Here is a 25,827-nt window from a genome sequence, read left to right on the forward strand (position 1 = left end):
GGCGCGGCGACGCCCGCGATCCTGGCGCGATGGCCGGCGAACGGACGTACGCGATCCTGCCCTGCCCCGACGTCGACGCCGCGGTCGCGTTCTACGAGGCGCTCGGCTTCCGCCCCACGTACCGGCAGCGGCGGCCGAACCCGCACGCGGTCGTGCGGTGCGAGGACATCCAGATCCACCTCGCGGGCATCGACGGCTTCGACCCCGAGGGCTCCTACGCCAGCGTGATCGTCGTCGTGCCCGACGCGGAGGCGCTCTACCAGCAGTTCGCCGCGGGGCTGCGGGCGCACCTCGGGCGGCTGCCCGTCGCCGGCGTCCCGCGCCTGCTGCGGCCGCGGCGCAAGCAGGGCACCACCACCGGGTTCACGGTGGTGGACGTCGGCGGCAACTGGCTCCGGTTCTACCGCGAGGCCGACGTCGGGCAGCCCGAGCCCGCGGCCTCCGGGCTGGCGCGGGCCGTCGAGGTCGCGGCCCGGCAGGGCGACGCGCGCGGCGACGACGCGCAGGCGCTGGTCGCGCTCGACGCCGGGTTGACCCGGCACCCGGACGCGCCGGCCGACGACCGGGCCCGGGCGCTCGCCTACCGCGCGGAGCTGCTCGTGCGACTGGGCCGGGTCGAGGACGCCGCCGCCACGCTCGCCGAGGCGGAGGGGCTGCCGCTCGACGCGGCCCGGGCGGAGGCGGTCGAGCCGGACCTCGCCCACGCGCGGGAGGTCGTGGCCGGCGCGCAGGGCTGACGCGAAGCCGTCAGAACCGGAACGGGATCGGGATGCCGCCGCAGCAGCACACCCCGCGCACGTCCGACTGCGCCAGCATCCCCGCGGCCTGGTAGCACGCGACGAACCGGGCCACGGTCGGCCGGACGCCCCGCAGCACGCCGCGGGCCACCACGGTGCGGCGGACGGCCTCGGAGCAGGACGTCCCGCCGTGCGCGACGCGGTGCGCGCAGGCGTAGCCCTTCCGGGGGGAGATGCGGCGCTGGTAGACCCGGATCAGGCGGTCGGCGGCGACGGCGGCGAGGCTCATCGCGTCACGGTAGGCGCGGGTGCCGGGGGCGGCGACCGGTCAGCGCAGCACCTGCGTCAGCACCGACCGTGCGCTGTCGTGCTCGATCGTCGCCAGTGCGCCGTTGACCAGCGCGAGGTGCGGAGGGACGTGCCCGCAGTCGACGTCCGCGAGCACGGGCACCCCGAGGCCGGCCAGGGCGTGCCGCGCGGCGTCGTGCTGCGTCAGGCCGGGGGCGTCCGCGCCGCGGGTGCGCCCCAGCAGCACGGCGTTCGCGCCCGCGAAGAAGCCCGCGTAGCGCAGGCCCAGCAGTCGGCGGACCACGTCGGTCGCGTCCGCGGCGGCCGCTTCGAGGTACACGATCGTGCCCTCCGGGGCGTGCGCGGCGACGAACGCCCCGACGTCGCCGTACGGGGTGCCGGCCAGGTGCGACACCGTCTCGAGGCAGCCGCCGATCAACCGCCCGGTGACGCGCAGGTCGTCGTCGCCGTCGAGCCGGGTCCAGCCGCCGGGCGCGTCCAGCGGCTCCTCGGTCGCCTCGGGCTCGACCGCGAAGTCGGTGAACCCGGCCGACCGGTACCGCGGCGCGGCGCCCTGCACGAGCGTGGCCCCGGGCTCGGCGCGGACGACGTCCAGCCAGGTCAGCATCGGCGCGGGCGCCCGGAACGGCGTCTCCATCAGGTTCTGGCCGTGCAGTGTCGCGACGCCCGTCCGGAGCGTGAGCGGGAGCAGCAGCGTCGAGATGTCGGAGTAGCCGACGAACCACGTCGGGTCCGTGGCGAGCGCGTCCCAGTCGAGGCGGTCGAGCAGGTCCAGCGCGATCTCGCCGCCCCAGGGCGGGACGACGGCCCGGACCCCGGGATCGGTCATCAGGTCGGTGAGCTCGGCCGCACGCGCGTCCCGGGACCCGCTGGCGACGCCGTCGCCGCGCACGAGCGGCCCGAGACGGACGTCGAACCCGCGCTGGGTGAGGTGCCGCACCGCGACGTCCAGTCGCCGCGCGTGCCGGTCCGCGACACCGGCCGACGGGGACGCGACCCCGATGACGTCGCCGGGGACCAGCGGGCGCGGGTAGCGGATCATGCGCCGCAGTCTGGCAGCGCCGAGGCGGGCGCGGGACGGGTTCGCGGGTCGGCGGTCCCGGGTCCGCCGCCCCCTGGTGGCCCCGCACACCCGCGGCGTAGCGTCGACGGTGCCGGAGCACCAGCCGATCGCACGAGGGGTGGAACTGCCGTGAGCATGATGATGGACATGATGAAGTCGATGCCGGCGGGCACGACGGGGATGGACATGACCGCGATGCAGCCGTGCATCGAGGCCTGCTCGGCCGCCGCCATGGCCGCGACCATGTGTGCCGACGCGGACGCCGGGGAGAACATGGCGCGATGTGCGTCCCTGTGCGCGAGCACGGCGGACGTCGCGACCACGACGATGCGGATGATGATGCGGCCCGCGGGCTACGACATGTCCGCGATGTCGGCGATGATGCAGGCCTGCGTCGCCATGGGCGAGGCGTGCGCGGCGGAGTGCGAGATGCACGCGTCGATGTCCGAGCACTGCCGGATCTGCGCGCAGGCCTGCCGCGCGATGGTCGACGCCTGCCGCTCGATGACGGCGTCGATGGCCTGACCCGGGCCGGTCAGACCGACGGGCGCGCCGCGTACCAGGCGCCGCCCACCGCCAGTAGCCCGGCGACCGGGTGCACCGCCGCCGGCTCGCCGGGCTGCGGCGTCGCGCGGGTCGTGAGCACGACCAGGTCGCCGTCGAGCAGGGCGACGGTCACCTGGGCGTCGCCCTGCGCGACGACGAGGCCGTCGCGCCAGGCGCTGGGGGAGGCGGAGGCGACGACCTCCTGGATGGGGAGGACGTCGACGCGGGTGTGCTGCGGCACTTCAGGCTCCTGGGGTCCGGCGTGGCGGTGCGGGTGCGCTCGCGCGCCGGGACGGACCGGGGCTGCGCGGAGGGCGGCTGCTGCGGGGTGACGCGGGGTCCGGCCGGGCGCGCGCTCAGGCGCGGGCGGGAGACCGCTGGGACGTCAGCGACACATTCGACAGCTGCACCGCACCGTCGGCACGGCGACGGACCCCGCGGGGAGCGGGGTCGCGTGGGCGTGCAGGACGGCGGACATGCGAACGAGTGTGGGGAGCCCCGCGTGACGTGTCAAGGGCGCCCGGTGCCGTCGGCGCGGCCCCGCTGGTGAGGCCGACGCGGGCCCTCGCGCGAGCGTCCGGACCGTGGACGCGTCAGCCGGAGGCGAGCGCCCGCAGGTCCGCCAGCGCGGCCCGCACGTGGTCGTCCAGACCTCGTCCGCCGTCGCTCGCGATCCACGCCTCGAAGCCCACGCGGAACGTGGCCACCGCCGCCTCGGCGGCGAGCGCGGCGGCCGGTGCGGCGACGCCGCGGTCGCGGAGCGCGCCGGCGAGCGCGGCGCCGAGCGCCGCCATCTTGAGCAGCTCGCGCTCCTGCAGGCCCGGGTTCGCGGCGACGACCCCGGCGCGGGTGCGGGCGTGCGTGAACCGGTCGGCGAGCGCGTCGCAGCCGCGCACGACGCCCGCACCCGCGGCCTCCAGCGGTCCCGCGTCCGGCGGCGCGTCCGCGACCCCGGCGACGGCCAGTCGCTCCAGGGTGTGCGCGCCGTCGAACAGCACCTCGCGCTTGTCGGCGAAGTACCGGAAGTACGTGCGCTCCGTGACGCCCGCGCGCTCGGCGATGTCCTGGACGGTCGTCTGCTCGTAGCCGCGCTCGGCGTAGAGCTCCAGCGCGGCGCGCGCCAGCCGGCCCTGCGCGTCCGGCTCCCAGCGTCCCATCCGGCCAGTCTAGTGATGACAGCGGCTGACATCAGGCGTACGGTGATGACAGCGACTGACATCACGGTCGCCCCGGGTACGCCCGGGTGCTCGTCCCTGGAGGACTCCCATGCGCGTGTTCGTCACCGGTGCGTCCGGCTGGATCGGCTCGGCCGCCGTGCCCGAGCTGCTCGCCGCGGGGCACGACGTCGTCGGCCTCGCCCGGTCCGAGGCGTCCGCCGCCTCGCTCTCCGCCGCCGGCGTCGAGGTCCGCCGCGGCGACCTCGACGACCTCGGTGCGCTGCGGGCCGGCGCCGAGGACGCCGACGCCGTGCTGCACCTCGCGTTCAAGCACGACTTCAGCGACTACGCCGCGTCCGGCCGCACCGAGCGTGCCGCCGTCGAGGCGTTCGGCGACGTGCTCGCCGGCACCGACCGGCCGCTGCTGCTCGCGTCCGGCATCGCCGGGGTGTCGCCCGGCCGGCTGCTCACCGAGGACACGGCGTCGCCGTACTCGGCGCCCGACGCGCCCCGCGGCGCGAGCGAGACCTACGCGCTCGCGCTCGCCGACCGCGGCGTCCGGCCGGTGGCGCTGCGGTTCGCGCCGACCGTGCACGGCGACGGGGACCACGGGTTCGTCGCCGAGCTGGTCCGGGTGGCGCGCGAGCGCGGCGTCGCGGGCTACGTCGGGGACGGGGCGAACCGGTGGCCCGCGGTGCACCGCTCGGACGCCGGGCGGCTCGTCGCGCTCGCGCTCGGCCGGGCCGCGGCGTCGGGCGACGTGCCGGTCGTGCACGCCGTCGGCGAGGAGGGGGTGCCGGCCCGCGACATCGCCGAGGCGGTCGGCCGGGCCGTCGGCGTGCCGGCGGCGTCGGTCGCCCCCGAGGACGCCGCCGCGCACTTCGGCTGGATCGGCGGGTTCTTCGCGCTCGACCTCCCGGCCTCCAGCGCCCTGACCCGCGAGCGCCTGGGGTGGGGGCCGACCGGGCCGACCCTGCTCGAGGACCTGGCCGCGGGGGCGTACGGCGGCACCCGCTGACCCTGGCGGGGGTCTAGGCACGCGCCGCGCGGGTGGGGTCTCATGGGGGTCCAGCACCCGCGCGGCGCGCGTCGCCCGCCCGACGGAAGGACCCGCGATGGCGACCCTCGTGTCGACCCTGTTCATCTCGCTCGACGGCGTGGCCGAGATCGACCCGGCGTGGCACTTCCCGTACTTCGACGACCACATGGGCGCCGCGGTCACCGAGGACTACGCCGGCGCGGACGTGCTGCTCCTGGGCCGGGTGACCTACGACAGCTTCGCGGGTGCGTGGCCGGAGCGGGAGGCCGCGGGCGACGTCGACGCGGCGTACGCGAAGCAGCTCGGCGACACCCGCAAGCTCGTCGCGACGCGCGGCACCGCCGACCTCGGCTGGCGGAACGCGGAGCGCGTCGAGGGCGACCTGGTCGAGGCCGTCACCGCGCTCAAGGCCGCGCCGGGCGTCGGCAAGGTCGTGGTGCCCGGGTCGCTGTCCGTCGTGCGGCAGCTGCTCGCCGCGGGCCTGCTCGACGAGCTGCGGCTGCTCGTGCACCCGGTCGCCGCGCGGAGCGGGGAGCGGCTGTTCGACGAGGGGTCGCCCCTCTACCCGCTGCGGCTGCTCCGGTCGGACATCTTCCCGACCGGCGTCGTCCGGCTGGTCTACGCCCCGGCCGAGCTGCCGAACGCGCACGGGTACGACGACGTCAAGGGCGACGTCCCGCTCGCCGACGAGGCCTGAGGCGGAGTCAGCCCGCCAGGCCCGCCGTCGCGGCCTCGACGGCCGCCCGGGCCTCCTGCGCGGCGGTCGAGCCCGCGATGACCGAGTCGATGTCGTCGGGGACGACCTCGGTCGCGCGCGCCGTCGCGGCGGCGTCGAGGGCGCCCTGGAGAGCCGCGCGGGCGTCGGCGTCCCCGCCGCCTGCGGCGAGGGCCTGCCGGCCCGCGGCGACGGCACCGTCCAGCGCGGCCACCGCGGCCTGCCGGGCCTGCTCCTCCTGCTGCACGTCGTACGCGTACGAGTCCTCGAACACGGCGCCGGTGGCGTCCTGGATCGCCGCCAGGTGGCCGAGCGCCGCGTCCCGCGTCTCCTCGACGGCGGCGGTCTGCTCGGCGAGGGAGCCCTCCGTCGGAGCCGTGGTGTCCAGGGCCTCGGCCTCGGCGAGCACATCCGCGAGCGCGGTCCCCAGCGAGGGGTCGAGCAGCCGGCCCTCGGTGGACGCGAGCCCCTCGTGCGAGGTGTCGATCGCCTGCTGCAGCTCGGTGGCGACGGGGGCGAGGTCGGCCAGAGCGTCGTCGAGCGCGGACCGGTCCTGCGCCTGGGAGCGCTGCGCGGAGGCGAACCAGACGCCCCCAGCGACCAGCAGCAGGACCACGACGACGGCCACGACGGCCAGCCGGGTGCGGCGCGCGCGGTCGCCCGGCGCGGTGGTCGTGGCGGTGTCCGGCGGCGTGCTCGCGGCCATGGTCGTGCCCCCTGATCGGTCCGAGCGGTCGGTCCCCGCAGCCTACCGGCGCGGTCGGACGCGCCCGGCCGGTGCCCGGCTGCCGGGACGCCGCGTCCACGCGGACGCCGCGGAGCGCTGCGGGCCGTCACACGGGGCCGAGGGCGGTGCCCGGGGAGGGCGCGGGCGGGTCGTCCTTGAGCTCCACCAGGAGCACGCGAGTCGGCGTCGTGCCGGTGTTCTCGCCCGTGTGCTCCTGGGCGGGCAGCCACACCACGGCCCCCTCGGGCAGGACGACGTCGCGGTCGCCCTGGGAGCCCGTCAGGCGCCGGCTGAACGCGGACCGCGTGATCATGACGCTGTCCGGGTGGACGTGCGGCGTGGTCCGGTCGCCCGGGACGTCCTCGTACGCCAGGACGCGCACGCGCGCGTTCTCGAGCACGACGCGGTAGTGGTCGGCGTTCGTCACGACGGGGTCGAGCTCCACCCGCGCCATCGTCCTCGCGGACCTCGCACGGCCGAGGCCCGTCGTGGCCCGGTTCTGGCTGTGCGCCCGCTGTGCCTGGCAGGATGGGCGCCGTGACCTGCCGAGACGCCGCCCGCCGGGCCCCCGCGCGCCGGGTGCTCCCGTGCTGAGCGGCGCCGTGGACGTGACGCTGGAGCTCGTGCTGCGGGCGACGGCCGCGCTGCTCGGGCACGTCCTGCACGGCCGGGACGCGGTGCAGGAGCTCGCGGCGGCGTGGACGTGGTCCGCCGCGGTGTGGCCCGCGGTCGGGCTGGCCGCGGTCGCGCTGCTCGTCGGGCTGTGGACCGTCTTCTGGGACGACTGAGCCCCCGGGCCGCGGGCGTCGGAGGTCGCCCCTAGCCTGGGCGCATGCCCGAGGGTCACACCGTCCACCGCATCGCCCGCCAGTTCGCCCGGGACTTCGTCGGCCACCGCGTGGCGGTGTCCTCGCCGCAGGGTCGGTTCGCGCAGGGCGCCGCGCTGCTCGACGGGCGCGAGCTGCTGACGTCCGCGGCCGTCGGCAAGCAGCTGTTCCTCGGGTTCGAGGGCGGCCACGTGCTGCGGGTGCACCTCGGCCTGTACGGCGCGTGGGACTTCCTCGGGGTCGTGTCCCCGCTGACCGAGGGCAGCGGGGCGGTCGCGAGCCTCGGCGCCCCGCGCGTGCGGCGGTCGGTGCGGATGGGCGAGGGGGAGCGCGAGGGCGACGAGGGCGCGGAGACCGAGGACTTCCCGCCGGAGCCCGTCGGCCAGGTGCGGGTGCGGCTCGCCACCGAGCAGACGGTGGCGGACCTGCGCGGCCCGACGGCCTGCGAGGTGCTCGACCCCGCCGCGACGGCCGCCGCGCTCGCGAAGCTCGGGCCGGACCCGGCGGTCGAGGACGACGTCCGCGCCCGGATGGCGGACCCGCACGCCGTGGCCGCGGCCACCGGCGCGGCCGCCCACCGCGAGCCGGGGGAGTCCGACCCGGCGGTCGCCGACGCGGTGGCGCCCGGCCCCGGCACGGCCGCCGACGTCATGGTGCAGCGGCTCACCGCCCGGGGGACCCCCGTGGGTCAGCTGCTCATGGACCAGGCCGTCGTCGCCGGCATCGGCAACATCTACCGGGCGGAGCTGCTCTACCGCGCCCGGCTCGACCCGCACACCCCCGGCAAGCGGGTCCCCGCGGAGACGGCGCGCGCCCTCTGGGACGACTGGTCGGCGCTGCTGGCCGACGGGATCGCCACGGGCGTCATGCTCACCCGGGAGGACCTGGACGAGGCCGGCCGCGCCGAGGCGCTGCGGGACCAGGCGCAGCGGCACTGGGTGTACGGCCGCGGCGGCGAGCCCTGCCGGACCTGCGGCACGCCCGTGGTCGTCGAGGAGATGGCCGGGCGCAAGCTGTACTGGTGCCCGACCTGCCAGCGCTGACCCGCGGCGCCGCCGATCAGCGCGGAGCGCGGACCATCGGGACGTGCGGGATGCCGTCCTCGTCGTCGTCCTCGCCGGCGCGCTCGAACCCGTACCGGCCGTACCAGGCCTCCAGGTGCGCCTGCGCGTGCAGGTGGATGGTCGCCCCGGGCCCGCACAGCGCGATGCCGTGCTCGAGCAGCGCGCCCGCCACACCCCGCCCGCGCGCGGCCCCGGCGGTCGCGACCCGGCCGATCGCCGGGTGGTCGCTGCCCGCGCGCAGGACCCGGATGGTGCCGAGCAGCTCGCCGTCCTCGTGCGCCCAGACCTGCAGCGAGTCGTCCAGCAGGTCCTGGCCGTCGAGCTCGGGGTACGGGCAGGTCTGCTCGACCACGAACACGTCGACGCGCAGCCGCAGCAGGGCGTAGAGCTCGGCGGCGGTGATCTCGGCGGGGGTGCGGGTCTCGATCGTCAGCGGCACGCCGGTCAGCGTAGGTGGTCGCCAGGGGTGCGGCTGCGCCATGCTCGGACCACGGCGGCCGCGGCCGCCCGCGCACGCACCCGCGCCGAGGAGGAGCCCGCGATGAGCAGCACCGAGACGCCCACGAGCCGCCCGAACCCCGTCGTCACGTTCCTGCAGCGCCGCTGGCTGAGCATCCTGCTGGTCGTGCTCGCGGTGGTGTTCGTGGCGCAGAACCGGCAGCCGGTGCGGGTGCACCTGCTCGCGACGACCGTGACGACGCCGCTGTGGGTGGCGCTCGCGGCGATGCTGCTCGTCGGCCTCGCGGCGGGGACGTTCCGGATCCGGCGCGCGGGCCGCGCGGAGGGCCGCCGCGGCCGCTGAGGTCGGCACGCCCGGGGCGTCACTCCAGCTCGAAGTCCGCCACCAGCTTCGGGTCCGGCTGCTGCTCGCCGACCGGCACCGGCGCGGGCAGCACGTTCCCGCGCGTCGCCAGCGGGCAGGCCCACGCGGGGTCGTACGCGCACGAGGGGTTGTACGCGAAGTTCAGGTCGAGGATCAGCCCGCCGTCGGTGGCCCGGCCGAGGTCGGCGTGCTTGATGGTGTCGAGGAGGTACCGCCCGCCGCCGTAGGTCCCCTTGCCGGCGGTCGCGTCCTTGACCGGGATGAAGATGCCGCCGCCGTAGGTGCGCAGCGCCCACACGGACAGCGAGCCCAGGCCCTCGAGCTCGACCCGCCCGACGCGGTCGAACGGCACGACGCCGTCGGTCCCGGTGGTGACCTCGAGCCGCTGCGCCGACGTCGCGCGCACCCGCACCTCGAACCGGTAGGCGGGGTCGTAGGGCGCGACGGACAGCCCCTCGAACACGGCCTTCGCGGCGTGGTGCAGCGGGGAGGCGGCGTGGGTCGCGAACAGCTCGTCGCGGCGCGCGACCCACTCGGCGTGCGCGGCGGCGGGGTCGTCCTCGGCCATCCGCCGGACGTCCGCGTACATCTGCGCGGTGCGCCGCCGCCAGTCCGCCACCGCGAGTGCGTCGAGGGCCAGGCCGAGCTGCGTCACCATGCCCTCACCGTCTCACGCGCGGGGCCCCCGGGCCGGGCGAGCGCGCCGGTCGTGCCGCTGCAGCGCGCGCACCTCGCGGACCGCCGTCGCCGCGCACACGAGGCCGACGAGCCAGGCCCACGGGCGGCCGCGCAGCGCCAGCACCAGGCACACGAGGGTCAGCGCCCCCGCGCCCAGCACGACGGCGAGGCTCGACCACCGGATGCCGCGCAGCACGCCCCGACCGTACCGCCGCGGGGCCCGGTGCGGCCCCGGTGCGACCCACCCCGCGCGCCGTGAAAGGCTGCCCGCATGGACCTGAGGATCTTCACCGAACCGCAGCAGGGCGCGACCTACGACGACCTCCTCGCCGTCGCGCGCGCCACCGAGGACCTGGGCTTCGACGCCTTCTTCCGCTCCGACCACTACCTGTCGATGGGCTCCGGCGACGGGCTCCCGGGCCCGACCGACGCCTGGACGACGCTCGCCGGCCTGGCCCGCGAGACCAGCCGCATCCGGCTCGGCACCCTGGTGTCGTCGGCCACGTTCCGGCACCCCGGCGTGCTCGCCATCCAGGTCGCGCAGGTCGACCAGATGTCGGGCGGCCGCGTGGAGCTGGGTCTGGGCACCGGCTGGTACGCCGAGGAGCACGAGGCCTACGGCATCCCGTTCCCCGACAAGCGGTTCGGCCTGTTCACCGAGCAGCTCGAGGTCGTCACCGGCCTGTGGGGCACGCCCGCGGGCGACCGGTTCGACTACGCCGGCGAGCACTACACCCTGAAGCGCAGCCCGGCGCTGCCGAAGCCCGTGCAGACGTCGCCGCTCGACGGGACGACGCCCGGCGTGCCGCTGATCGTCGGCGGCCTCGGCCCGAAGAAGACCCCGGCGCTGGCCGCGCGCTTCGCCTCCGAGTTCAACCTGACCTTCCCGCCGCTGAACGTCGTGGGCGAGAAGCTGGAGACGGTCCGGGAGGCCTGCCGCGCGATCGGCCGCGACCCGCAGACGCTGACGATGTCGGCCGCGCTCGTCCTCGCGGGCGGCAAGGACGACGCCGAGGTGGACCGCCGGGCCGCCGCCATCGGGCGGGACCCGAAGGAGGTCCGCGCGGTGGGCATCGCCGGCACGCCGACCGCGATGGTCGACCGCCTCGGCACGCTCGCCGAGCAGGGCATCACCCGGGTCTACCTGCAGGTGCTCGACCTGCACGACCTCGACCACCTGGAGCTCGTCGCCTCCGAGGTCATGCCGCAGGTGCGCTGACGCGCGCGTCCTCGCCCGGGCCGGTGGCCCGCGACCCCGCGCGACCCGCGCGGGCCAGGTCGCGGGCCACCACCACGACGAGGACGACCAGCAGCAGGTTCCGCAGCACCAGGACCAGCGACGGGCCGGTCTGCTGCAGGGTGATCCCGTCGTAGGCGATCGGGAACACCACCTGGGTCAGCCCCGCGATCACGAGCACCAGCACCGCCGGGACCCGCCAGGACCGCAGGCCGCCGGTGCCGGGCCGGGCCAGCCCGACGACGACCGGCCCCGCCAGCCAGCCGACGAACTGCGGCGAGCCGACCTTGTTCGCGAGGATCAGCGTCACGGCGACGAGCAGCGCCCCGCGCGCCAGGAACGCCGCCGTGTCCAGGCGGTCGCCGGCGCGCAGCCGCACCCACGCGAGCAGCCCGGTCACCGCGGCCAGGGCGACGGGGAGGGCGACGCCCAGCGCGCCCGCCACGGCCGCGGTCCCCGGGCCCGCGATCTCCCAGGTGGTGATCTCCTGGTTGAGCACGACCCGCGCCCCGCCGCCGGCGATCCCCGCGAGAACGAACGGCGTCGCCGCGACCGACTCGAGCTGGAGGCCGCGCTCGCCCTGCTCGGTGAGGAAGCTGGTGAGGTGCCCGAGTCCGCCGCCCGCGGCGACGGCACCCGCGACCGCCACGCAGACCGCCGCGGCCGGCAGCACCAGGTCCCGCCACGGGCGGCGCAGCACGAGCACCAGCGGCAGCAGCAGCGCGCCCGGCGCGACCTTGACCCACGCGCCGAACGTGAGCAGCGCGGACGCCACGGCGGGGTGCCGCAGCGCCACCGCCAGCGCGATCACGACCACGGGCGCCACCACGGCGTCCAGCCGGCCGACCGCGACCGGGCCCAGCAGCAGCACGAACGCCAGCCACCACCAGGCGCCCACCGCGGGGTCGCGCGCGGGCGGCACCACGTCGCCCCGCACCGCGCCCTCCCGCGCCGGACGCCCCGCGCAGCGCAGCAGCACGACCACGGCGGCCGCGTCGAGCAGCGTGATGAGCGCGGACCAGGCCACCGCGTACGGCTGGGTGCCCACGGCGTCGACCAGCGCCGGCAGCAGCATGGGGAGCACGGCGCCGGCGGGGTAGACCCAGTCGCCGTCGAGGACCGGCCAGACGCCCTGGTGCAGGCCCTGCCACATCCACCAGCGGTACAGGTCGAGGTCCCAGAACGCCCGCGCGGGGATCAGCACGGTCCCGACGTAGGCGATCCAGCCGTGCACCGCGACGAACGCGGTCCACAGCGCGGCGCGCGAGCGCAGCAGCCGGTCGATGGCGCACCTCCACGGCGGACGGTCACGGGCCGGGCCACACCCTACGCGGGCGCGCCGTGCGGTCCGTGGGCGCGGCCGGACGGGTGACGCGTCACCCGCTAGCCTGCCCTGCGGCGCGCGGACCGACCGGGGCGCCGGCGTAGGAGGAGGACCGCGGTGAGCGCGATCGGCTGGCGGGTGCACGGCGACGGCAGGAGGGTCGAGCCGGGAGCGGTCGTCGCCCCCGACGAACGGCTGTCCTGGCCCCGGACCATCGGCATCGGCATGCAGCACGTCGTGGCGATGTTCGGCGCGACCTTCCTGGTGCCGCTGCTCACGGGCTTCTCCCCGGCGACGACGCTGCTGTTCTCCGCGATCGGCACCGTGGTGTTCCTGCTGGTGACCGGCAACCGGCTGCCGTCCTACCTGGGCTCGAGCTTCGCGTTCATCGGCCCGATCGTCGCGGCCACCGCCTCCGGCGGGCAGTCCGCGGCCGTCGGCGGCATCCTCGCCACCGGCCTGCTGCTCGCGGCGATCGGCCTGGTCGTGCACCTCGCGGGCTCGCGGTGGATCGACGTCGTCATGCCGCCGGTGGTGACGGGCACCGTGGTCGCGCTGATCGGCTTCAACCTCGCGCCGACGGCGTGGGGCACCTGCGACGAGACCGGGGCGTGCAGCGGCTTCCGCGCCGCCCCCGTGACCGCGATCGTGACCCTCGGGGCGATCGTGCTGTCCGCGGTGCTGTTCCGCGGCATCCTCGGGCGGCTGTCGATCCTGGTCGGCGTCGTGGTCGGGTACGTCGTCGCCACCCTGCGCGGCGAGGTCGACTTCACCGCGGTCGGCGAGGCCGCCTGGTTCGGCCTGCCGCACTTCGTGGCCCCGACGTTCGAGCCGCGGCTGCTCGGCCTGTTCCTGCCGGTCGTCTTCGTGCTGATCGCGGAGAACGTCGGGCACGTGAAGTCCGTCGCCGCCATGACCGGCAAGGACCTGGACCCGCTGACCGGCCGCGCGCTGCTCGCGGACGGCCTCGCCACCACCTTCGCGGGCCTCGGCGGCGGCTCCGGCACGACCACCTACGCGGAGAACATCGGCGTCATGGCGGCGACCAAGGTCTACTCGACCGCCGCCTACTGGGTGGCCGCGGCGACCGCGCTGGTGCTGAGCATGTCGCCCAAGTTCGGCGAGCTCATCAACACGATCCCGGCCGGCGTCCTCGGCGGCGCGACGACGGTGCTCTACGGGATGATCGGCGTGCTCGGCGCCCGGATCTGGGTGCAGAACAAGGTCGACTTCTCCGACCCGGTGAACCTGACGACCGCCGCGGTCGCGCTGGTGGTCGGCATCGCCAACTACACCTGGACCGCGGGCGACCTGACGTTCGAGGGCATCGCGCTGGGCACCGCCGCCGCGATCGGGGTCTACCACGTCATGCGGGGCGTGGCCCGGTGGCGCGGCACCAGCCAGGAGCCGGCGTCCCCGGCGTCGGTCCCGGGCGGGGTCGAGCTGGAGCGCTGAGCGGGCGGCGGCCGGGGGCGGCTCAGCCCTCGGCCGCGGGCTGCTCCTCGGCCGCCGGCTCCTCGGCGGGGGGCGGGGTGGCCTGCGCGACCGGGGTGACCTGGTCGAGGGCGATGCAGCCCTCCGGCACGGCGAACGGCTGGTCCGCGACCAGCACGACGTCGGCGGCCGCCACCAGCGCGTTGTACGTCGACCCGACGACGACGTCGACCGACGCGTCCTCGCGCGTGTCCAGCACCAGCTGCGGGGTGTCGAACTGCGCGGCGACGGTGTACGCGGCGGCGACGCCCTGGGTGCCGAACTGGATCAGCGCGTTGCCGCTGTACGTCGAGTAGCCCATCTGGCTCGCGTTGAGCTGCTGCCCGATGACGAACCCGCGCGACGACAGGGCCGACGCGGTGTCGCCCGCGAGCCCGACCCGGGTGGTGCCGTTGAGCACGTTGACGGTGACTTGGCCGTACGGCACGGGCGTCGCACCCTCCGGCGGGCACGGCGAGTTCACGGCCGCGAGGCCGGTCGGCTCGGGCGACGAGAAGTCCCGGGACAGGAACGGCAGCGAGACGTTGCCGGTGTACACGGCGGCGGCGCCGAACGCGGCGACGGCCAGGCCGCCGAGCAGCACGCCGAACACGACGGCCTGGCGCTCCCGGGTGTGCCGGCGGCGGCGCTGGCGCGCGGCATCCGGCGTGCGGTCAGCGCTCATCGGACTCGATCACGAGGACGCGCGCGTGCAGCACGGGCCGCTGCTGCAGGGCGGCGCGCACCGCGCGGTGCAGGCCGTCCTCCAGGTACAGGACGCCGCGCCACTGCACGACGTGCGCGAACAGGTCGCCGTAGAACGTCGAGTCCTCGGACAGCAGGTTGTCCAGGTTCAGGGTCCGCTTGGTGGTGACCAGCTCGTCCAGGCGCACCTGGCGCGGCGGCACGTCGGCCCACTGCTTGGGCGTGACCAGGCCGTGGTCGGGGTAGGGCCTGCCCTCGCCCACGGACTTGAAGATCACGGACGCGAGTGTAGGTGAGACGGGCCCGCTCCGGGGGCACCGGCTCGCGGGTGGGTGGTCGAGGGGCGGCACCCGGGTGAACTTCGGCCCCGAGGTCGCCTGCCCGCGCCCGGCGGCCGATGGGACGGGTACGGCGGGCCCGGTCGGCAGGGGCCGCCGCCGCGCGGGCTCGGGGAGGGGGTGCGCATGCAGGTCGACGCGCGCGGTCGCGCCCGCAGGCGGGTGCGGCTGGTCGTGGCCGTGCTCGTGCCCGTCGGGCTGGCCCTGTCGCTGCTCGCCTCCGCGTTCGACGCGCACCAGCAGCAGGACCGCGCGGAGCAGGCGACGCGCGCCGACCTCGCCGTGTCCGCGGAGGCCCTGGTGGCGCGGCTCGGCGGCCAGGTCCGGGTGGCGTCCACGTCGGCGTCCCTCCTGACCCCCGCCGCGGGCGCGTCGTGGGACGACGCCTCCGCGGCCTGGGAGGGCCACCTGCGGGTGCTGGCGGGCGCGCCGGCCCTCGAGGCGGACCCCGCCGCGGCACCGGGGCCCGGGCCGGTCCTCACCTCGGGCGTCGCGTGGCTCCCGGCGCCCGCGAGCCCGGCGGACCGCGCCGGGCCCGTCGACCTGCGACCCACGGGGGCGGCGTCGGTGCCGGGGGAGGTGCACGCCACCCGCGTCGTCCGGCTCGGGTCCTCCTCGCTGCTCGACGCGCTCGCGTCCGGCACCGGCGACGCCGACGGGGCGGCGGCGGTCGCCGGCGCGCTCGCGGCCGCGCGCGACTCCGGCCAGCCGGTGCTGAGTGCGCCGTACCGGGCCACGTCGCCCGCGCTCGACTCCTCCGACGCGGGCAAGCTGGCGCGGGCGGGCGCCGCCCAGCAGGCCGAGGCCGCGATCGCGGTGCCCGTCTTCGACTCCCCGGAGGCGCCGGGGAGCGAGGGCGAGCGCCGGCGCCGGCTGCTCGGCTGGACCGTCACGACGTTCGCCGTCGCGCCGCTGCTCGACGCGGTGACCGCCCGGCCCCGCGACGCCGCCGTCGTCAGCGACGGCGCCACGGTCCTCGGCGTGCTCGCCGAGGACGGCGACGCGCGCCCCGCCGTGGGCGGCCGGCTCGCCGTGACGGTGCCGGTCGCGGGCCGGACCTGGACGCTCGCCGCGGAGCCGCGGGACGCGGTCGGACCGCTCGCACCGCTCCCGCTGCTCGGAGGCGCGGTGCTGACCGCGCTCGTGGTCGGCCTCATCGCGTCGCGCGCCGCCGCGGAGCTCCGGGCGGTCGAGGTCGCCGCCGACCGCACCCGCGCGCTCGCCGCCCGGACCCGTGACCTCGAGTCGATCACCCGGAACACCCCGGACGCGCTCGCGCGGGTGGACGGCGACGCGCGCCTCCGGTTCGTCAACGCCGCCATGCGGCGCGCCGCCCGCGTCACGGACGCCGACCTCGGCTCGCGGGTCGGCGACCTCGCCGGCCGGTCCCCGGTGATGGACTCCGTGCGGGCGCTCGCGCACCACATGATCGCCATCTCCGAGGACCGCGGCGTCGACGGCGACGCGGACCCGCGCCGGCTGATCAGCATGTCCGCGCAGGTCGAGGGGCACTGGTACGAGGTCCGGGCGGTGCCCGAGCGGGGGACGGACGGCACGGTGGACTCGGTGCTGGTCGTGGCCCGGGACGTCACCCGGTTCCGCGAGGCGCAGGACCGGCTCACGCACGCGGCGACGCACGACCCGCTGACCGGGCTGGCGAACCGGGACTTCGCCCGGGAGCGGGCGGTCGCGGCGCTCGCGACCTCGCGGGCGGGGACGGCGCTGCTGCTCCTCGACCTGGACCGGTTCAAGCTCGTGAACGACTCCTACGGCCACGTGGTCGGGGACCAGCTGCTGCAACGGGCCGCGGAGCGCGTCGGCGCCGACCTGCCGGACCGGGCGGTCGCGGCCCGGCTCGGGGGCGACGAGTTCGTCGTGCTGCTCCCCGACGCGACCACCGCTGTCGCCGACGACGTCGCCCTCCGGCTCGTCGCCGCCTTCGACGAGCCGTTCGCCGTCCGCGGCGAGGAGTTCGCGGTCGGCTGCTCGGTCGGAGTCGTGCACGCCGAGCCCGGCCAGATGGCCTGGGACGAGCTGCTCCGGTGCGCCGACGTGGCGATGTACCGGGCGAAGGCGGCGGGCGGCGGCTGCCACCAGTGGTACGAGGACCACGGTGCCGACCGCGCGCGCCAGCGGCTGACCATGGCCGCCGACCTGCGCCGCGCTGTCGAGGAGGGCGAGCTGTCCCTCGTCTACCAGGCGGAGGTGGACCTGGTCACCGGCCGGGTCGAGGGGGTGGAGGCGCTGATGCGCTGGACCAGCCGCACCCGCGGACCCGTCTCGCCGGGCGAGTTCATCCCGGTGGCCGAGGAGACCGGCCTGATCGGCGAGCTCGGCGCCTGGGCGCTGGACCGCGCGCTCGCCGAGGTCACCGCCCACAACCGCAGCACCGGCGCCGGGCTGCGGGTCTGGGTGAACGTGTCGCCCCGGCAGTTCGCCGCGGGGCAGGACCGGGCCGACCTCATCACCCTGGTCGTGGACCTGCTCGCGGCGTACGACGCACCCGCGAGCTGGCTCGGCATCGAGGTCACCGAGAGCGCGCTCGCCGACGACGCCCGCGCGGTGCCTATGCTGCGGGCGCTGCGGGAGCTCGGCGTCGGCGTCGCCATCGACGACTTCGGCACCGGGTACTCCTCGCTGTCCCGCCTGCACGACTACCCCGTCACGCTGCTGAAGATCGACCAGTCGTTCGTGCAGGAGCTCGGCGGATCCGGCGCGGCCGGGCCGCGGGCGGCGGGCGTGGTCGAGGCGGTCGTCGCGCTGGGCCGGTCGCTGGGCGCCGACGTCATCGCCGAGGGCGTGGAGGACGAGGCCCGGTACGCCGCGCTGCGCTCGCTGGGCTGCGACCTCGCGCAGGGCTACCTGTTCGGCAGGCCCTGCGCCTTCGCCGACGCCGTCCGCCCGGTCGAGGTGCCGGGGCCGGTGCTCCCGGGCATGGTCGGGGCGAGGCTGCCCGGGCCGCGCTGAGCCGCCGGCTGCTGGAGCAGCATCCAGGTCGAGCACGCCGCGGCGAGCAGCGGCACGGCCAGGCCGATGCCGGTCGCCGGGACGACCACGCCCGAGTCGTTGAGCGCGAAGCCGACGCCGAGCGTGACGGCGAGCGCGACCAGGCCCTTCATCAGCATCGGGGCGTCGGTGCCGATCTGGCGGAGCGGCGCGCCCGCGGACAGCCACGCGTACGGGCCGCCGTCGGGGGCGCTCACGGCCGAGCGGGCGGGGCGGCCGACCAGCAGCACCACGAGCAGGAGGCCGCCGATCGCGAGCAGGGTCTGCTCGCTGCCGAACAGGATGCGCAGGTTGGTCTCGCCCTTGCGGACCAGCACCGTCCACAGGCCGCCGTCGAGCACGGTCTCGATGAACGCACCCAGGTGGGTGCGCTGGTCCGCGGGCCGCAGCCAGTCCGCCAGCGCGATGCCGACGACGGTGACGACGCCGGCGGCCAGGACCGCGACCACGCGGCGCCAGGTCAGCCGGACGCCGGCGGCGAGCAGGGCGAGGATCGCGAACCCGGGGACCAGCGCGGGCGGTCCGCCGAAGTCCGCGCCGATCGACGGGGCGCCGTCGATCACCACCGCGACCAGGCCGACGGCGGCGACCACCGCGACGGCGAGGCCGCGGCGCCCGGCGCGCAGCAGCGGGTCGGCGAACGCCACCGCCGTGAGCACCATGGCCGTCGCGAACAGCGCGAACGCCGGGTTCCCGAAGCCGTAGAACCGCCCGGCGACCAGCGAGCCCGGGCCCATCATCGAGTCGAGCGCGAGGCGGGCGCCGGTGGCGACGTCGACCGCGAGCACGAGCGCCGTGAGGCCGCCGACGGCGCCCATCGGGCCGAGCAGCCGCCCGCGCCACCAGGGCGGCCCGAGCGTGACCGCGACGATCGCCGCGACGAACAGCGCGACCACGCCGGCGAGCGCCCACGCGGGGTCGCCCGACCGCCACCAGGGCAGCAGGTTGGCGAGGAAGGTCGAGACCGGCACCGCCGCCACCGCGACGGCCCCGATCCGCAGGCCGTGCAGCACGCGGCGCGGGTGCCCGGCCCCGGGCGGCCGGCGGCGCAGCCGGGCGAGCAGGCCGGACCACCATAGCCGCACCCGGTTGTTGAGCCCGACCACGACCAGCAGGTACAGCGCCAGGTTCAGGCCGACCCAGAGCACGTAGAACCCGCCGACCAGCGGCGCGGCCGCCTGGGCGTGCCGGTTCTGGTCGATCAGGTACGCCACCCGGGCGCCGGCCGTCGCGTCGTCCGGGCTGTACCGGATCAGCGAGCCGACGAGCGCGCCGGTCGGCGCCTGGTCGCGGATCCCCAGCGCCTCGAGCACGGTCGGCGCGATGTCGGTGGTCTGCAGGAAGCCGTCCTGCCGGGTCGACGAGGAGCCGATGAGCCCCCCCTCGTAGCGCCCGCCGTCCGGCGTCGGGCCCGCCGCGGCCGCGACCTGCAGGTTCGCGCGGCGGTTCGAGTCCGCGACCGAGAACAGCAGGACGGTGGCGTCGTCGTCCGCGTCGGCGACGGCGTCCAGCACCGCCCCGATGCGCGCGTCGATGTCCTGCACCTGCTCGGCCCGGGTGGGCTCGATCACCACGTCCGTCCCGGACAGCGGCGGCTCGTCCTGGTTGTCCGCCGGGGCGTCGGCGTCCCCGTCGGACCGGCCGCGGGTCTGGTAGCCCGGGTCCCGCACGGTGCCGGCGTCGACGACCACGAGCTGCGAGCCCTCGAGCCCGGTCGCGACGGCGCCCTCCAGCGCGGAGGTGCCGGCCGGCGCGCGCACGTGCGTGCCGACGGGCGTGCCGTCCGCGTCGGAGAGCGCGATCGCGGCGCCCGGCCCGATGCCCGTGGCGGTCACGCCCGCCACGGCGACGGTGTCGCCCAGCAGGCCCAGCCGGGAGTCGTACGACGAGGCCGACATCGCCTCCTGGTAGTCGGCCCAGCCGGGGACCGCGCCGTTCGCCAGCGGGTCGCGCAGCGTGCGGCAGGTGCCGTCGGCCACCGCCAGGTCCGTGGCGCGGCCGCCGGCCGAGACCGCCAGCCAGCCCATCGACGGGCAGGTGAACGAGATCGCGCTGCGCACGACCGTGGTGCCCAGCGACGCGCTCCGGGACAGCTCCCACAGCGCGGGCGTGGTCAGCGAGCCGAGGTCGTCCCAGCGGAGGCCGGCGACCCCGACGAGCACGACGGGGGCGCGGTCCGCCGCCTCGTCCGCACCGTCCGCCGCCGCGGCCCGGGGAGCGGCGGCGACCCAGCCCACGGCGACCGTCAGCAGCGCCGCCAGCGCCGCGGCGACCACCCGGGCGGTGGCGGGTCGGGCGGGCGCGGGGCGGGCAGCCGCGCGCGGCTGAGGCGTGGACAGGGGCACCGGCCCAGGGTACGGGCGCACTACTGTCGGTGGCGTCGTGGCGAGCGACTCCCCGCGGCACGTCCACCCGCGCCGCACTTCCCGCGCACGCCCCGGCCACACCCGTCGCGCGCCCGCGCGGCGGCCGTCCCCAGGAGGTCCACGATGCCGCGTCCGCGCTACGCCTACCTCGGCCCCGCGGGCACGTTCACCGAGGTGGCCCTGCGCCAGGTCGCCGGCCCCGAGGACGCGGAGTACCTGCCGCAGACCGACGTGGTCAGCGCGATCGAGGCGGTCCGGTCCGGCGCGGCCGACCACGCGGTGGTCGCGATCGAGAGCACCATCGAGGGCGGCGTCACCGCCACGCTCGACGCGCTCGCGGTGGGGGACCCGCTGGTGCTGCAGCGCGAGGTGCTCGTGCCGGTCGGCTTCACGCTGGTCGGGCGGCCCGGGGTGGCGCTCGCGGACGTCCGCCGGGTCGCCGCCCACCCGCACGCCTGGGTGCAGTGCCGCCGCTGGCTCGGGGAGCACGCGCCGCGCGCCGTGCACCTGCCCGCGACGTCCAACACCGCGCCCGCCGCGCTGCTGGCCGAGGCCGGCGCCGGCGCGGACGGCGGGGCGCTGGGCTTCGACGCCGCGCTCGTGCCGCCCGCCGCGCCCGCGCACTACGGCCTCGAGGGCCAGGTGCTCGCCGAGGGCGTCGCGGACAACCCGAACGCCGTCACCCGGTTCGTCGTCGTCGGCCGCCCGGGGGAGGTCCCGCCGCCGACGGGCGCCGACAAGACCACCCTGGTCGTGCACCTGCCCAGCAACGAGGCCGGCGCGCTGCTCACGATGCTCGAGCAGTTCGCGGCCCGCGGCGTGAACCTGTCCCGGATCGAGTCCCGGCCGATCGGCGACTCACTCGGGCGGTACTCGTTCTCGATGGACGCCGAGGGGCACATCTCCGAGGAGCGGATGGGCGAGGCCTTCATGGGCCTGCACCGGGTGTGCCCGCACGTGCGCTACCTGGGCTCCTACCCGCGGGCCGACCGGCGGGCCGCGGACGTGCACATCGGCACGGCGGACGCCGACTTCCGCACGGCCCGCGACTGGCTGCGCTCGGTGCGCGGGGGTGCGTCGGTCTGAGCCGCGCGGGGCGCCGTCAGGCCTTCGCGACCCGGACGACCAGCGCGCTGGGCTCGACCCGCGCCGACAGCTCGGTGACCTGGCCGATCACGTCGCCGTCCACCTGCACGTACTCGCCGCCGGACACCTCGACGTGCACCTCGCGGGCGCGGGCGTGGTCGATCCGGCCGATCTTCGCGGGCAGCTGGCTGCGGACGCCGACGCCCTGCAGCACCACCTCGCCGAACAGCTGCGCCCAGCCCGCGACGCCGCCGCGGGTGTCGATCGCCGCGACGTCGAGCCAGCCGTCGTCCAGCACCGCGTCCGGCAGCAGCGTGATCCCGCCGGGCAGCCGGCCGCAGTTGCCGATGAGCAGGCTGCGCACCCGCGCGGGCTCGCCCGGCGCGTCGTCCAGCCGGACCGTGGTCCGCAGCCGGCGGCCGTGCAGGTGCTTGATGCCGGCGACGAAGTAGGCGACCCAGCCGACCCTCGCCTTGAGCTCGTCGTCCGCGTCGGCGACCATCGCCGCGTCGAAGCCGACCCCGGCGATCACCAGGAAGATGTGGTCCCGCGGGACGTCGGTGTCCGCGGGCAGGTCGTCGGCCGCCTCCGCGACGTCGTCGTCGACGCCGGACTCGTACCTCAGCACCTTCAGCCAGCCGACGTCGATCGTGCGGTCGGTGCCGTCGAGCGCGATCTGCAGCGCGGCCAGCGGGTCGCCGATCGGGATGTCGAGGTTCCGCGCGAGGAGGTTCCCGGTGCCGACCGGCACGAGGCCCATCGGCACGCCGGTGCCGACCAGCGCCTCGGCCACGGCGCGCACCGTGCCGTCGCCGCCCAGCGCCACGACGATGTCCGCGCCGCGCGCGACCGCGTCCTTGGTCTGCCCGATGCCCGGGTCCTCCAGGGTGGTCTCGAGCCACAGCGGCTCGGGGAGGTACTGCTCGGCGCACGCGCGGCGGACGGTCGCCCGCAGGTCGGGCACGTCGGGCTTCGACGGGTTGGCCACGAAGGCGACGAGCGGCCGGTGCGGCTCCGGCTGCGCGGGGGTGGTGACGGAGGCGTGGTGGCTCGCCGCGGTGCCGAGGATCCCGGCGGCGCGGCGGGCGCGGCGCTCGGCGGCGGTCGCGCGCCACGCGACCACGGCGACGACGAGAGCGGCGACGGACAGCGCGGCGGCGGCGACGGCCAGCCATCCCTCCCAGGTCATGCCCAGAATCTACGCGCCGCGGGTGGGCCGCCGCCTCCGGTTCGCGGCGCGGCCCCGCGGCGGCGGTCGGTAGGCTCGGGAGCGTGATCGATCTCAAGCTGCTGCGCCAGGACCCGGACGTCGTGCGCGCGAGCCAGGTGGCCCGCGGCGACGACCCGGCCCTGGTGGACCAGGTGCTCGACGCGGACGCCCGGCGGCGCGCCGCGCTCACCGACTTCGAGAGCCTGCGCGCGGAGCAGAAGGCGCTCGGCAAGAAGGTCGCCTCCGCGCAGGGCGAGGAGAAGCAGTCCCTGCTCGCGCACGCGAAGCAGCTCGCGGAGCAGGTCAAGGCGCTGCAGGCCGACGCCGACGCCGCGGACGAGCTCGCGACCGAGCTGGCCCGCCGGATCGGCAACGTCGTCGAGGACGGCGTCCCCGCCGGCGGCGAGGACGACTACGTGGTCCTGCGGCACGAGGGCACGCCCCGCGACTTCGCCGCGGAGTACGGCGCCGAGTTCGCCGTCCGCGACCACCTGGAGCTCGGCGAGGGCCTGCGCGCGATCGACACCGAGCGCGGCGCGAAGGTGTCCGGCGCGCGGTTCTACTACCTGACCGGCATCGGCGCCCGCCTGGAGCTCGCCCTGCTGAACGCGGCGGTCGACCTCGCGCTGAAGTCGGGCTTCACGCCGGTCATCACGCCGACGCTGGTCAAGCCCGAGGTCATGGCCGGCACCGGGTTCCTCGGCGCGCACGCGGACGAGATCTACCGCCTGGAGGCCGACGACCTGTACCTCGTCGGCACCTCCGAGGTCGCGCTCGCCGGCTACCACTCGGGCGAGATCCTCGACCTGTCGGGCGGCCCGCTGCGGTACGCCGGCTGGTCGGCCTGCTACCGCCGCGAGGCGGGGTCCTACGGCAAGGACACCCGCGGCATCATCCGGGTGCACCAGTTCCACAAGGTCGAGGCCTTCTCCTACACGACCGTCGAGGACGCCGCGGACGAGCACCGCCGGATCCTCGGCTGGGAGGAGGAGATGCTCCGCCTCGTCGAGCTGCCGTACCGGGTCATCGACACCGCGGCGGGCGACCTCGGGTCGAGCGCGGCCCGCAAGTTCGACTGCGAGGCCTGGCTGCCCAGCCAGGAACGGTTCCTGGAGCTCACCTCGACCTCCAACTGCACGACGTTCCAGGCCCGCCGGCTCGGGGTGCGCGAGCGCACCGCCGACGGCGAGGTCCGGCCGGTCGCGACCCTGAACGGCACGCTCGCGACCACCCGGTGGATCGTCGCGATCCTCGAGAACCACCAGCAGGCCGACGGCTCGGTGCGGGTCCCGGAGGGCCTGCGGCCGTACCTCGGCGGCCTCGAGGTGCTGGAGCCCGTGGGGGGCGGATCCCGATGACGCACCCGCGCACGGCGGCCGGCACCCTCGTCGCCCTCGACGTCGACGGCACGCTGCTGTCCTACGACGGCGCGGTGTCGCCCGCCGTGCGCGAGGCCGTGGCCGCGGTCCGCGACGCGGGCGCCCACGTCGTGCTCGCGACCGGACGCGGCGTGCGCAGCGCGGTGCCGGTGGCCACCGACCTCGGGATCACGACCGGCTGGGTCGTGTGCTCGAACGGCGCCGTGACCGCGCGCCTCGACCCGGACGCCCCGCAGGGCTACGAGGTCACGAGCACGACCACCTTCGACCCCGAGCCCGCGCTCCGCGTGCTGCAGGCCGAGCTGCCCGACGCGCTGTTCGCCGTCGAGGACCTGGGCCACGGCTTCCGGGTGTCCCGGCCGTTTCCGGACCACGAGCTCACCGGCGACCAGACGGTGCTGCCGTTCGACGAGCTCGTCGCGCAGCCCGCCACCCGCGTCGTCGTGCGGGACCCGGGCAGCACCCCCGAGGAGTTCCGCGAGCTCGTCGAGCGCGTCGGCCTGCACCAGGTGTCCTACGCGGTCGGCTGGAGCGCGTGGCTCGACCTGACCCCCGGCGGCGTCTCCAAGGCGAGCGCCCTGGAGGAGCTGCGTCGAGACCTGGGCGTCGAGCCGTTCGCGACCGTCGCGGTCGGCGACGGCGGCAACGACGTCGAGATGCTCCGCTGGGCCGCGCGCGGCGTCGCGATGGGGCACGCGCCCGAGTTCGTGCGGCTCGCGGCCGACGAGGTCACGGGCACGGTCGAGGACGACGGCGTGGTCGCCGTGCTGCGGACCGTCGGGCACACGCCCGTCTGACGCGGGCGGGAAAGCGGTAGCGCTCCCACGGCAACCGGTCGCCCGACAGGGTGGACCGCCGCCTCCCTGGCGGAGCACAATCCCCGCCATGGCGCACGGCATCGTCGACGTGGCCCGGGCTGCCGGGGTGTCCACCGCGACCGTGTCGCGCGCGCTGCGCGGCCTGCCGAACGTCACCGCGGCCACGCGCGAGCGGGTGCGCCGGGCCGCCGACGAGCTGGGGTACGTGCCGTCGCCGTCCGCCTCGTCGCTCGCCTCCGGGCGGACGCGGACGATCGGCCTCATCACGCCGTGGGTCGCGCACTGGTTCTTCGCCAACGTCATCGAGGGCGCGGAGCGGGCTCTGCGGGTCGAGGACTTCGACGCGCTGCTCTACACGTTCGAGGTGTCCCGCGAGGTCCGGCGGCTGCGGCTGGACCCGGACGTCCTGCGCCGCCGCGTCGACGGCGTGCTGGTCGTGGGGCTGCCGCTCGAGGCGGAGGAGGTCGCGCTGCTCGACGAGCTCGGCTACCCGCTGGTGTTCGTCGGCGCGGGAGCGCCGGGCCACGTGACCGTCGGGCTGGACGACGTCGGCACCGCGCGCCGCGCGGTCGGGCACCTGGCGGACCTCGGCCACACGGTGGTCGCGCACCTGTCGGGGGAGCCGGACGACACCCTGCCGTGGTCGCCGGCCGTGCGCCGGGCCGAGGGCTGGCGCGCGGAGCTCGCCGCGCGGGGGCTGGCGACCGAGGGCCTCGAGGTGCACGGGCACTTCGACGTCCGGGGCGGCCGCGCGTCGATGCACGCCCTGCTGGACCGGCGCCCCGACGTGACCGCGGTGTTCGCGGCGTCGGACGAGATGGCGATGGGCGCGCTGCTGGCGCTGCGGGACCGGGGGCTCCGGGTGCCCGAGGACGTGTCGGTCGTCGGCGTCGACGGGCACGACATGGGCGAGCACCTGGGGCTGACCACGATGGTGCAGAACGCGCAGGAGCAGGGGGTCACCGCGGCGTCGATGCTGCTGGAGATGATCACCGGCGCACCGGTGCCGGAGGAGGTCGTGTTCCCGACGGTGCTGGTCGAGCGCGGGTCGACGGCGGGGCCATGGGGACGATCCGGGACGAGCCGGAATCGGGCCGACCGCGCGTCCATGTGACCAAATCGTGACAAGTCGGAACCCGTCAGGTGGTTGTGCGCCAGCCATGTAAACGCTTGCATATGACCCACGCACCGAGGCGTACC

28 protein-coding genes are annotated in these 25,827 nt (G+C 76.6%); 14 read left to right on the top strand and 14 right to left on the bottom strand.

Annotated elements, in window-relative coordinates; translation table 11 throughout:
- Positions 1 to 29: 29 nt before the first annotated feature.
- Positions 30 to 737, top strand: coding sequence for a VOC family protein (locus KVT14_RS09955; protein WP_217615516.1), 708 nt, complete (start codon positions 30 to 32; stop codon positions 735 to 737).
- 10 nt (positions 738 to 747) lie between these two features.
- Here KVT14_RS09955 and yidD read toward each other — a convergent pair whose 3' ends face one another.
- Entirely contained in the window at positions 748 to 1,026 is a 279-nt protein-coding gene (gene yidD / locus KVT14_RS09960; RefSeq protein WP_147794851.1) for a membrane protein insertion efficiency factor YidD, read from the bottom strand.
- Between the two features lie 39 nt (positions 1,027 to 1,065).
- Positions 1,066 to 2,088 carry a S66 peptidase family protein gene (locus KVT14_RS09965; protein ID WP_217615517.1) on the bottom strand — a complete coding sequence of 341 codons (1,023 nt, stop codon included), beginning with the start codon at positions 2,086 to 2,088 and terminating at the stop codon, positions 1,066 to 1,068.
- A gap of 156 nt (positions 2,089 to 2,244) precedes the next feature.
- Between KVT14_RS09965 and KVT14_RS09970 the strand changes: the two genes are divergently transcribed.
- The gene (locus KVT14_RS09970; protein ID WP_217615549.1) at positions 2,245 to 2,634 is read left to right on the top strand and encodes an aldehyde dehydrogenase; all 390 of its coding nucleotides are present in this window, start codon (positions 2,245 to 2,247) and stop codon (positions 2,632 to 2,634) included.
- 10 nt (positions 2,635 to 2,644) lie between these two features.
- Here the strand turns inward: KVT14_RS09970 and KVT14_RS09975 are convergent, their stop codons facing one another.
- Positions 2,645 to 2,896 carry a nuclease gene (locus KVT14_RS09975; RefSeq protein ID WP_147794850.1) on the bottom strand — a complete coding sequence of 84 codons (252 nt, stop codon included), beginning with the start codon at positions 2,894 to 2,896 and terminating at the stop codon, positions 2,645 to 2,647.
- 352 nt (positions 2,897 to 3,248) lie between these two features.
- Positions 3,249 to 3,812, bottom strand: a complete 564-nt coding sequence (locus tag KVT14_RS09980) for a TetR/AcrR family transcriptional regulator (RefSeq protein WP_217615518.1) — start codon at positions 3,810 to 3,812, stop codon at positions 3,249 to 3,251.
- Positions 3,813 to 3,921: 109 nt separating this feature from the next.
- Between KVT14_RS09980 and KVT14_RS09985 the strand changes: the two genes are divergently transcribed.
- Together KVT14_RS09985 and KVT14_RS09990 are read left to right on the top strand one after the other, a co-directional pair.
- Positions 3,922 to 4,830 (top strand): SDR family oxidoreductase, encoded by a 909-nt coding sequence (locus tag KVT14_RS09985; RefSeq protein ID WP_217615519.1) that lies wholly within the window; start codon positions 3,922 to 3,924, stop codon positions 4,828 to 4,830.
- 97 nt (positions 4,831 to 4,927) lie between these two features.
- Positions 4,928 to 5,548: a dihydrofolate reductase family protein gene (locus tag KVT14_RS09990; protein ID WP_217615520.1), complete on the top strand. Its 621-nt coding sequence runs from the start codon at positions 4,928 to 4,930 to the stop codon at positions 5,546 to 5,548.
- Between the two features lie 7 nt (positions 5,549 to 5,555).
- Here KVT14_RS09990 and KVT14_RS09995 read toward each other — a convergent pair whose 3' ends face one another.
- Positions 5,556 to 6,272 (bottom strand): hypothetical protein, encoded by a 717-nt coding sequence (locus tag KVT14_RS09995; protein ID WP_217615521.1) that lies wholly within the window; start codon positions 6,270 to 6,272, stop codon positions 5,556 to 5,558.
- Positions 6,273 to 6,399: 127 nt separating this feature from the next.
- The gene (locus tag KVT14_RS10000; RefSeq protein ID WP_217615522.1) at positions 6,400 to 6,738 is read right to left on the bottom strand and encodes a cupin domain-containing protein; all 339 of its coding nucleotides are present in this window, start codon (positions 6,736 to 6,738) and stop codon (positions 6,400 to 6,402) included.
- A 142-nt stretch (positions 6,739 to 6,880) separates the two neighbouring features.
- On the opposite strand from KVT14_RS10000, the gene KVT14_RS10005 reads away from it, so the two are divergent.
- Both KVT14_RS10005 and KVT14_RS10010 read left to right on the top strand, forming a co-directional pair.
- A complete protein-coding gene (locus KVT14_RS10005; RefSeq protein ID WP_217615523.1) occupies positions 6,881 to 7,081 on the top strand; it encodes a hypothetical protein in 201 nt (66 codons plus the stop codon).
- 44 nt (positions 7,082 to 7,125) lie between these two features.
- A complete protein-coding gene (locus KVT14_RS10010; RefSeq protein WP_217615524.1) occupies positions 7,126 to 8,163 on the top strand; it encodes an Fpg/Nei family DNA glycosylase in 1,038 nt (345 codons plus the stop codon).
- Between the two features lie 16 nt (positions 8,164 to 8,179).
- Here KVT14_RS10010 and KVT14_RS10015 read toward each other — a convergent pair whose 3' ends face one another.
- Entirely contained in the window at positions 8,180 to 8,623 is a 444-nt protein-coding gene (locus tag KVT14_RS10015) for a GNAT family N-acetyltransferase (protein WP_308161004.1), read from the bottom strand.
- Positions 8,624 to 8,725: 102 nt separating this feature from the next.
- On the opposite strand from KVT14_RS10015, the gene KVT14_RS10020 reads away from it, so the two are divergent.
- A complete protein-coding gene (locus KVT14_RS10020) occupies positions 8,726 to 8,986 on the top strand; it encodes a LapA family protein (protein ID WP_147794839.1) in 261 nt (86 codons plus the stop codon).
- Positions 8,987 to 9,005: 19 nt separating this feature from the next.
- On the opposite strand, the gene KVT14_RS10025 is transcribed toward KVT14_RS10020, so the two are convergent.
- Positions 9,006 to 9,665, bottom strand: coding sequence for a DUF1684 domain-containing protein (locus tag KVT14_RS10025; protein ID WP_217615526.1), 660 nt, complete (start codon positions 9,663 to 9,665; stop codon positions 9,006 to 9,008).
- 12 nt (positions 9,666 to 9,677) lie between these two features.
- Positions 9,678 to 9,881: a hypothetical protein gene (locus KVT14_RS10030; protein ID WP_308161005.1), complete on the bottom strand. Its 204-nt coding sequence runs from the start codon at positions 9,879 to 9,881 to the stop codon at positions 9,678 to 9,680.
- 75 nt (positions 9,882 to 9,956) lie between these two features.
- Here KVT14_RS10030 and KVT14_RS10035 point away from each other — a divergent pair, with 75 nt between their 5' ends.
- Positions 9,957 to 10,904, top strand: a complete 948-nt coding sequence (locus KVT14_RS10035) for an LLM class F420-dependent oxidoreductase (protein ID WP_217615527.1) — start codon at positions 9,957 to 9,959, stop codon at positions 10,902 to 10,904.
- Here the strand turns inward: KVT14_RS10035 and KVT14_RS10040 are convergent.
- The gene (locus tag KVT14_RS10040) at positions 10,885 to 12,156 is read right to left on the bottom strand and encodes a glycosyltransferase 87 family protein (protein WP_217615528.1); all 1,272 of its coding nucleotides are present in this window, start codon (positions 12,154 to 12,156) and stop codon (positions 10,885 to 10,887) included. The genes KVT14_RS10035 and KVT14_RS10040 overlap by 20 nt on opposite strands.
- Before the next feature lie 207 nt (positions 12,157 to 12,363).
- Between KVT14_RS10040 and KVT14_RS10045 the strand changes: the two genes are divergently transcribed.
- Positions 12,364 to 13,701: a uracil-xanthine permease family protein gene (locus tag KVT14_RS10045; protein WP_217615529.1), complete on the top strand. Its 1,338-nt coding sequence runs from the start codon at positions 12,364 to 12,366 to the stop codon at positions 13,699 to 13,701.
- A gap of 22 nt (positions 13,702 to 13,723) precedes the next feature.
- Here KVT14_RS10045 and KVT14_RS10050 read toward each other — a convergent pair whose 3' ends face one another.
- Together KVT14_RS10050 and KVT14_RS10055 are read right to left on the bottom strand one after the other, a co-directional pair.
- Positions 13,724 to 14,404, bottom strand: a complete 681-nt coding sequence (locus KVT14_RS10050) for a LytR C-terminal domain-containing protein (protein WP_217615530.1) — start codon at positions 14,402 to 14,404, stop codon at positions 13,724 to 13,726.
- Positions 14,394 to 14,702, bottom strand: a complete 309-nt coding sequence (locus tag KVT14_RS10055) for a type II toxin-antitoxin system VapB family antitoxin (protein ID WP_147794834.1) — start codon at positions 14,700 to 14,702, stop codon at positions 14,394 to 14,396. Before KVT14_RS10055 ends, KVT14_RS10050 begins: the two co-directional genes overlap by 11 nt.
- 186 nt (positions 14,703 to 14,888) lie before the next feature.
- Between KVT14_RS10055 and KVT14_RS10060 the strand changes: the two genes are divergently transcribed.
- Positions 14,889 to 17,729, top strand: coding sequence for a bifunctional diguanylate cyclase/phosphodiesterase (locus KVT14_RS10060; RefSeq protein ID WP_217615531.1), 2,841 nt, complete (start codon positions 14,889 to 14,891; stop codon positions 17,727 to 17,729).
- On the opposite strand, the gene KVT14_RS10065 is transcribed toward KVT14_RS10060, so the two are convergent.
- Positions 17,621 to 20,113 (bottom strand): hypothetical protein, encoded by a 2,493-nt coding sequence (locus tag KVT14_RS10065; RefSeq protein WP_217615532.1) that lies wholly within the window; start codon positions 20,111 to 20,113, stop codon positions 17,621 to 17,623. The genes KVT14_RS10060 and KVT14_RS10065 overlap by 109 nt on opposite strands.
- A 144-nt stretch (positions 20,114 to 20,257) precedes the next feature.
- Between KVT14_RS10065 and pheA the strand changes: the two genes are divergently transcribed.
- Positions 20,258 to 21,220, top strand: a complete 963-nt coding sequence (gene pheA / locus KVT14_RS10070) for a prephenate dehydratase (protein ID WP_217615533.1) — start codon at positions 20,258 to 20,260, stop codon at positions 21,218 to 21,220.
- Between the two features lie 16 nt (positions 21,221 to 21,236).
- On the opposite strand, the gene KVT14_RS10075 is transcribed toward pheA, so the two are convergent.
- Positions 21,237 to 22,409 carry a diacylglycerol kinase family protein gene (locus KVT14_RS10075; RefSeq protein ID WP_217615534.1) on the bottom strand — a complete coding sequence of 391 codons (1,173 nt, stop codon included), beginning with the start codon at positions 22,407 to 22,409 and terminating at the stop codon, positions 21,237 to 21,239.
- Positions 22,410 to 22,492: 83 nt separating this feature from the next.
- Between KVT14_RS10075 and serS the strand changes: the two genes are divergently transcribed.
- The 3 genes from serS (at position 22,493) to KVT14_RS10090 (ending at position 25,741) form a co-directional block, all read left to right on the top strand.
- Positions 22,493 to 23,788, top strand: coding sequence for a serine--tRNA ligase (serS, locus tag KVT14_RS10080; protein ID WP_217615535.1), 1,296 nt, complete (start codon positions 22,493 to 22,495; stop codon positions 23,786 to 23,788).
- A complete protein-coding gene (locus KVT14_RS10085) occupies positions 23,785 to 24,606 on the top strand; it encodes an HAD family hydrolase (RefSeq protein WP_217615536.1) in 822 nt (273 codons plus the stop codon). Before serS ends, KVT14_RS10085 begins: the two co-directional genes overlap by 4 nt.
- A gap of 88 nt (positions 24,607 to 24,694) precedes the next feature.
- Positions 24,695 to 25,741, top strand: coding sequence for a LacI family DNA-binding transcriptional regulator (locus KVT14_RS10090; RefSeq protein ID WP_217615537.1), 1,047 nt, complete (start codon positions 24,695 to 24,697; stop codon positions 25,739 to 25,741).
- Positions 25,742 to 25,827: the final 86 nt, after the last annotated feature.

Origin of the sequence: Cellulomonas sp. GbtcB1 (genome assembly GCF_019091725.1) — a bacterium.
Classification (GTDB): Bacteria; Actinomycetota; Actinomycetes; order Actinomycetales; family Cellulomonadaceae; genus Cellulomonas.